Source organism: Paucidesulfovibrio longus DSM 6739 (assembly GCF_000420485.1).
GTDB classification, from domain to species: Bacteria; Desulfobacterota; Desulfovibrionia; order Desulfovibrionales; family Desulfovibrionaceae; genus Paucidesulfovibrio; species Paucidesulfovibrio longus.
Genome location: NZ_ATVA01000011.1, coordinates 593,462 through 599,854, shown reverse-complemented (window position 1 = coordinate 599,854; position 6,393 = coordinate 593,462). Strand labels below are relative to the sequence as shown.

6 protein-coding genes are annotated in these 6,393 nt (G+C 63.6%); 2 read left to right on the top strand and 4 right to left on the bottom strand.

Annotated elements, in window-relative coordinates:
- The first annotated feature begins 514 nt into the window (after positions 1-514).
- A complete protein-coding gene (locus tag G452_RS0104570) occupies positions 515-985 on the top strand; it encodes a GNAT family N-acetyltransferase (RefSeq protein ID WP_022661082.1) in 471 nt (156 codons plus the stop codon).
- Positions 986-1,011: 26 nt separating this feature from the next.
- On the opposite strand, the gene G452_RS0104565 is transcribed toward G452_RS0104570, so the two are convergent.
- The 4 genes from G452_RS0104565 to G452_RS0104550 all read right to left on the bottom strand — a co-directional run bounded on the left by G452_RS0104565 (position 1,012) and on the right by G452_RS0104550 (position 5,282).
- Entirely contained in the window at positions 1,012-1,953 is a 942-nt protein-coding gene (locus G452_RS0104565; RefSeq protein WP_022661081.1) for a carbamate kinase, read from the bottom strand.
- Between the two features lie 8 nt (positions 1,954-1,961).
- Positions 1,962-3,278 (bottom strand): cyclic 2,3-diphosphoglycerate synthase, encoded by a 1,317-nt coding sequence (locus G452_RS0104560; protein WP_022661080.1) that lies wholly within the window; start codon positions 3,276-3,278, stop codon positions 1,962-1,964.
- A gap of 64 nt (positions 3,279-3,342) precedes the next feature.
- Complete coding sequence (rocD, locus tag G452_RS0104555) at positions 3,343-4,542, bottom strand: ornithine--oxo-acid transaminase (protein ID WP_022661079.1); 1,200 nt, start codon at positions 4,540-4,542, stop codon at positions 3,343-3,345.
- On the bottom strand, positions 4,539-5,282 hold the full coding sequence (locus G452_RS0104550) for a FadR/GntR family transcriptional regulator (protein WP_022661078.1): 744 nt from the start codon (positions 5,280-5,282) through the stop codon (positions 4,539-4,541). The genes rocD and G452_RS0104550 overlap by 4 nt, the downstream gene beginning before the upstream one ends.
- Before the next feature lie 189 nt (positions 5,283-5,471).
- On the opposite strand from G452_RS0104550, the gene G452_RS0104545 reads away from it, so the two are divergent.
- Complete coding sequence (locus G452_RS0104545) at positions 5,472-6,365, top strand: AraC family transcriptional regulator (protein WP_022661077.1); 894 nt, start codon at positions 5,472-5,474, stop codon at positions 6,363-6,365.
- Positions 6,366-6,393: the final 28 nt, after the last annotated feature.

Here is a 6,393-nt window from a genome sequence, read left to right as displayed (position 1 = left end):
GTTTGCTCCGAGACTCCGAAAACCCTTTCGCGTGCAGCGGAGGAGCTTTCTAGGCTTTCGCCTTTTCGGAGTCAAGCGCTTTCTGCACTTTTTTTTCGAAGCATCCGCTCCGAAGACTCCCAAACTCCCCCACTTTTGCGGCGGACGAGCTGTTTAGGCTTCCGTCCGTCCGGAGTCAAGCGCTTTCTGCATCTTTTTTCTCGGAGCTTTCGCTCCAAGGACTCCGTTTCGCTCCGCATCAGCGGCGAGGGGTGTGTCTATGCAATCCGCTCCCGCCGGTCAAGCGGTTTTTTACTGCTCAAACACAATTTTTGCACAACACACTGAAATCGCAGGATAATACTGAAAACTTTTTTTTCATCCCTCGGCGTCACTCTCCGCCCCTGCGAGCTGCAAATCCATTCCGTACCGCTCCGCTCGCCCGCCTATCTCCGAATCGCCTGCCTATCTACACCTCTTGCATTCGAGCCGGACGGCTTCTACCGTATCCAGGCTCACACCCAAGGAGTAGCGCATGAACGAACCCATGATCCGACCGCTCCCCCCGGAAGACCTGCCCCAGGCCATGCGTCTCGTCCGGGAGGTCTTTCAGCGGCATGTGGCCCCGGAATTCTCCCCTGCCGGAATACAGGAATTCAGCTCCTTTACCACCGATGAAAGCGCGCAGGAACGCCGCAACCAGGGCCACGTCTTTCTGGCGGCCCGGATTGGCGACGACTTGGCCGGGGTCGCCGAAGTCCGCGACCACAACCATATCTGCATGCTCTTCGTACGCGACGATCGCCGCTGCTCCGGCATCGGCAGGCTGCTGGTCCGGACCTGCGCCGACCTCTGCCGGCAGGTGAATCCCAGCCTGGCCCAGATCACGGTGAACGCTTCGCCCAATGCCGTGGGCGCCTATCTCCGCTTCGGATTTCTGCCCACGGATCAGGAGCAGCTCCATAACGGCATCCGCTTCACGCCCATGGCCCTGAAGCTGCCTTGAGCGCAGAGCACGGGGCGGCACGCCGCCTAGCCCGTGACGATGCGCGTTCCGGCTCGCCCGGAAACCGCCTCCTCGATGTTCTCTATGGAACAGATCACCGCGGTCTTGCCCGTGGCCAAGGCGAAACGCCGCCCGGCGCGAACCTTGGGCAGCATGCTTCCCGCAGGGAAATGCCCCTCCTCCATGCGCTTCGACAGCTCGTGGATCGTGATTTCGCCAAGCACTTGCTGTTCCGGCTTGCCGTAATGGATCATGGCTCCTTCTACGTCCGTGGCCATGACCAGCAGGTCCGCGCCCACCTCGCGGGCGAGCAGCGAGCTGGCCAGATCCTTGTCGATGACCGCGTCCACGCCGTTGAACCCGCGTCCCTCGCGGATCACGGGTATTCCCCCGCCTCCGCAACAGATCACGATGAAATCCAGGTCCACGAGCTGGCCGATCTCACGCCGCTCCACAATGGTCACGGGTTCCGGAGAGCCCACCACGCGCCGCCAGCCTTTGGCCGTGTTCCGCACGGGATAGCCCGCCACAGGCTCGGCCGCCTCCGGAGGAGCCAGCACGGGGCCGATGGGCTTGGTCGGCTCCCGCAGGGCCGGATCATCGCGGTCAACCACAACATACGTGAGCATGCTCACCAAGGGGCGATACGCGACGTTCAATTCCGAGAGCGCCTGGTCCAGGGTGGATTCGATCATGTAGCCGATCTGCCCTTCGGTCTGCGCGACCAATATCTCCAGCGGCAGCTTGGGAACCTTGTCGCAGCACTCCTGCTGCAGCAGCAGATCGCCCACCTGCGGACCGTTGCCGTGGGTGATGATCACCCGCCAGTCCAGGGACAGACCGGCGATCTGCCGCATGGGCAGGCGAAGGTTCTCGAACTGCTGGCGAATGGAGCCTTCCTGGCCCTTTCTGATCAGCGCGTTGCCGCCCAGGGCGACGAGGAGAATGGGCTTGTTCCGGGGTGTCATGGGCCTGCTCAGCTTCCGAGCCGGCGCTTCAGCGCCTGGGCCAGAGTCGGTTCGCCGTGATCCTTATATTCGTAGGAAACGCGCGCCAGGGGCTTGTTGACGGTTAGCAGCTCCGTAATGTCGATGGGCGTGGCCGAAACCACGGCGTCGCATTCGCAAGCGTTGATGGTCGCCTCCAGGTCGCGAACCTGCGCCGGAGAATACCCCATGGCCGGGAGCACCTTGCCGATGTCCGGATACTTCTTGAAGGTTTCCGCGAGAGAGCCCTTGAGGAACGGGCGCGGGTCCACGATCTCCGCGGCATTGCCCCGCTGCGCGGCGATGACGCCCGCCCCGTACTTCATTTCGCCGTGGGTCAGGGTCGGTCCGTCTTCGACCACGAGCACGCGCTTGCCCTTGATCAGCGCGGCATCGTCCACAAGCACTTCGGACTCGGCCAGAATGATCTCGGCTTCGGGGTTGCATTCGGCGATGGTCCGGCGGACCTGCTCGACCTTGGCCGGGTCCGCGCTGTCCACCTTGTTGATCACGGCCACGTCGCACAGGCGCATGTTCGTCTCGCCCGGATGGTAGGTCAGCTCGTGCCCGGCCCGGTGGGGGTCGAAGACCACGATGTTCACGTCCGGCTTGTAGAACGGCGTGTCGTTGTTGCCGCCGTCCCAGACAACGACGTCCGCCTCGGCTTCGGCGCGGCGCAGGATCTTTTCGTAGTCCACTCCCGCATAGATCACGGCGCCCATGCGCACCACGGGTTCGTATTCTTCGCGCTCCTCGATGGTGCATTCGTGCAGGTCCATGTCCTTCAGCTCGGCGAAACGCTGGACCTCCTGCTTGACGAGATCGCCGTAGGGCATGGGATGGCGCACGGCCACAACGCGCTTGTCCATGCCCTGGAGCACGCGCATGACCTCGCGGCTGGTCTGGGACTTGCCGCAGCCGGTGCGCACCGCGCAGACGGAGACCACGGGCTTGCTGGACTCCAGCATGGTGTAGGGCGCGCCCGCGATCATGAAGTCCGCGCCGCAGGCCGTGGCGATGGACGCCTTGTGCATGACCTCCACGTGGGGGATGTCCGAATAGGAGAAAACCACCAGATCGACCTTGTGCTCCCGGATGAGATCCGCCAGACGGGCATCCGGATAAATGGGTATTCCGTCCGGATATTTCGGTCCGGCGAGTTGCGCGGGATATTTGCGCCCGTCGATGTTGGGTATCTGGGTGGCGGTGAAGCAAACCACGTTGTAGCGCTCGTTGCCACGGAAATAGACGTTGAAATTATGGAAATCGCGCCCGGCGGCGCCCATGACGATGACGTTCTCGACCATTGCCTTCTTCTCCCTTGCGTTCCGAAACGGGCGGCCTCGGATCCTTCCGGGCCGCCCCTGGTTTCTATTTGCTGAGAATGGGGACGATGCGCTCCAAGGCCCAGTCCACCTGTTCCGGCGTAATCACCAGCGGAGGGGCGAAGCGGATGATGTTGTCGTGCGTCTCCTTGCAGAGCAGGCCCGCGTCCTTGAGCTTCAGGCAATATTGACGCGCGCCGCCCGCCTCGGGCTTGAACTCCACGCCGATGAGCAGGCCGCGCCCGCGCACCTCGCGGATGAGCGGATTCTCCATGGACCGAAGCCCGGCCATGAAGCGTTCGCCCATCTTCTCGGCGTTCTCCACCAGCTTTTCCTCCACGAGCACCTTCAACGCCGTGCGGGCCACGGCGCAGGCCAGGGGATTGCCGCCGAAGGTGGAACCGTGCTCGCCCGGACGCAGCACGCCGAGCACCTCGGTATTGGAAAGCACTGCGGACACGGGATAGAAGCCGCCGGAAAGGGCCTTGCCGATGAGCGTGATGTCCGCCTCGATGCCCTCGTGCTCCTCGGCCAGGAGCTTGCCCGTGCGGCCCAGCCCGGTCTGGATCTCATCCAGGATCAGCTGGATGCCGCGCTCGTCGCAGATCTCGCGCACCCGGCGCAGGTATCCGCCCGGCGGGATGATGACCCCGGCTTCGCCCTGGATGGGTTCCACCAGGAGAGCCACGGTATTTTCGGTGATGGCCGCCTCGAAGGCATCGGCATCGCCGAAAGGCACGACCTTGAAGCCCGGCGTGAACGGCCCGAATCCCGACGTGGAGGTCGGGTCCGTGCTGAAGCTGATGATGGAGATGGTCCTGCCGTGGAAATTGTCGCGGCAGACGATGATCTCGGCCTTGTCTTCGGGCACGCCCTTCTCCAGGTAGCCCCATTTGCGCACGGCCTTGATGGCGGTCTCCACGGCCTCGGCCCCGGAGTTCATGGGCAGCACCTTGTGCGAATTGGTCAGGGCGCACAGCTCGTTGTAGAAGGGGCCGAGCTGGTCGTTGCGGAAGGCCCGCGAAGTCAGGGTCAACTTTCCGGCCTGCTCGCGCATGGCCTCCAGAATGCGCGGATGGCAGTGCCCCTGGTTCACCGCGGAATATGCGGAAAGGCAGTCCATGTAGCGATTGCCGTCCACGTCCCAGACCCAGACGCCCTCGCCCCGGTTCAGGACCACGTCCAGCGGCTTGTAGTTGTGCGCTCCGTACTCGTTTTCCAGAGCGATGTAATCCTGCGGCTTCATTTCTGATTCCTCCTTTCCTCGCGCTGCTCGTGCTGCGCCTTCATGGTCGTGTTGTATTTGCGGACGTGCTCGCGCGCCTTGCGGGCGGCGTCCTCCCCCCGGCCCTGGACAACGGCCTCCACGAGGCCCTCCAGGTCGCGACAGTTTTCTTCCAGAGTCTCGCTCCCGCTGAGGCTGAACTGCTCGAAAGCGCCGAGAATGTTTTCGTGGACCATGCGCAGCACGGCCAGAAAAAGCGGGTTTTCGGCCGTTTCGGCGATGGCCAGGTGAACGGCAACATCGCCGCGCAGAAATCCCTCGGCGTCGCCGCCGTCGAGAGCGGCGCGGGCCTCGGCAACCTTGGCGCGAAGCAAAGCGGCCTTGCCCGCGTCGACACGCTCGGCGGCCAGCGCCGCGACGATTCCTTCCACGGACTCGCGGAACTCGCCCATATGGTCGTAGCCGACCCGGCCGAGCCGCACGAGCAGGTCCAGGCGCTCGCCGATCTTGTCCATGTCCGGCTCGCGGACAACGGCTCCGCCGCCCACGCCCACGCGGATGTCCACCAGCCCCTTCTCCTCCAGAACGCGCAGCGCCTCACGCACCGTGCCCCGGCTCGTCTCGAACATCTCTGCCAGCTTCATTTCGGAAGGCAGCGCGTCGCCGGGACGCAGTTCGCCCCGGACCAAGGCCTCCTCGACCTGGGAGACCACATGCTGATACATGCGGTTGTTCTTCAATTTCACGACGTTCAGCGCCATGCGCTCTCCTTGCTGCCCGCACCGGCGCGGACCACATGTTTAATTGTCAGACAGTTTGATTGTTAGGCTCATCCCGCCGCAATTGTCAACCGACCCGCCACTGGCCGCGGCGGAGGCGAAAATGCTAAAAACGGTCAGGCGACCTCAGCGAAGATGTTCTAGAAGTTCGGCACGCAAGGAGGAAGACGCATGCGCGAAAGCACGGAAAGCAGCTACCAGGAACGGATTCTGAAAGTGCTCCGACACATCCAGGACAACCTGGACCGGGAGATCAATGTGGAAGAACTGGCCCGGCTGGCCTGTTTTTCATCGGCGCACTTTCACCGTTTCTTCAAGGGAATGCTCGGCGAATCCCTGGGCGAGCATGTCCGGCGGCTGCGGCTGGAACGCTCGGCCCTGATGCTGCTCGTTTCGGAACAAAGCGTGACGCGCATCGCCCTGGACGCGGGCTACGAAACGCCGGAAGCATATTCGCGCAGCTTCCGGCGCATGTTCGGCGCGCCTCCGTCCGAATATCGCCGGGACTCCCGCAAGCGGCTCTACCCGGAATCCCCTTCGGGCGTGCACTACCTGCCGGACGGCGATCGTCCCGGCCTGAACATCCGAACAAGGAGTTTGCCGATGAACGTGGAAATCGTGACCATGCCGCCCCGGCGCGTAGCCTATATGCGCCGCGTGGGGCCGTACTTCGGAGTGGAAAAAGTCTGGGAGGCGCTTTGCGGCTGGGCCGGAGCCAAAGGCCTCTTCGGGCCGGACACCCTCTTCCTGGGCGTCTGCCACGACGATCCGCAGATCACCGCCCCGGAAAAAATCCGCTACGACGCCTGCCTGACGGTGCCGGACCACGTGGAGGCCGAAGGTCCGGTGGGCATCCAGGAGGTCTTCGGCGGCGATTGGGCGGTCAGCCGCCTCGTCGGTCCCTATGAGGGGCTTCAGGATCTCTACAACCGCTTCGTGGGCGGCTGGCTGCCGCAGTCGGGCCGCGAGCTGCGCGAATCGGCATCCATCGAGGTCTATCGGAACACCCCCGGCGACACGCCGCCGGAAGAACTGATCACGGACGTGTTCATCGCCCTGAAATGAAAAAGGACCGCTCCGGCGGGCGGACATC

What these genes read in the sequence shown, in the direction of transcription:
- G452_RS0104570 (WP_022661082.1), top strand. Translation starts at nt 515, where the DNA reads ATGAACGAACCCATGATCCGACCGCTCCCCCCGGAAGACCTGCCCCAG.
- G452_RS0104565 (WP_022661081.1), bottom strand. Translation starts at nt 1,953, where the DNA reads ATGACACCCCGGAACAAGCCCATTCTCCTCGTCGCCCTGGGCGGCAAC.
- G452_RS0104560 (WP_022661080.1), bottom strand. Translation starts at nt 3,278, where the DNA reads ATGGTCGAGAACGTCATCGTCATGGGCGCCGCCGGGCGCGATTTCCAT.
- rocD (WP_022661079.1), bottom strand. Translation starts at nt 4,542, where the DNA reads ATGAAGCCGCAGGATTACATCGCTCTGGAAAACGAGTACGGAGCGCAC.
- G452_RS0104550 (WP_022661078.1), bottom strand. Translation starts at nt 5,282, where the DNA reads ATGGCGCTGAACGTCGTGAAATTGAAGAACAACCGCATGTATCAGCAT.
- G452_RS0104545 (WP_022661077.1), top strand. Translation starts at nt 5,472, where the DNA reads ATGCGCGAAAGCACGGAAAGCAGCTACCAGGAACGGATTCTGAAAGTG.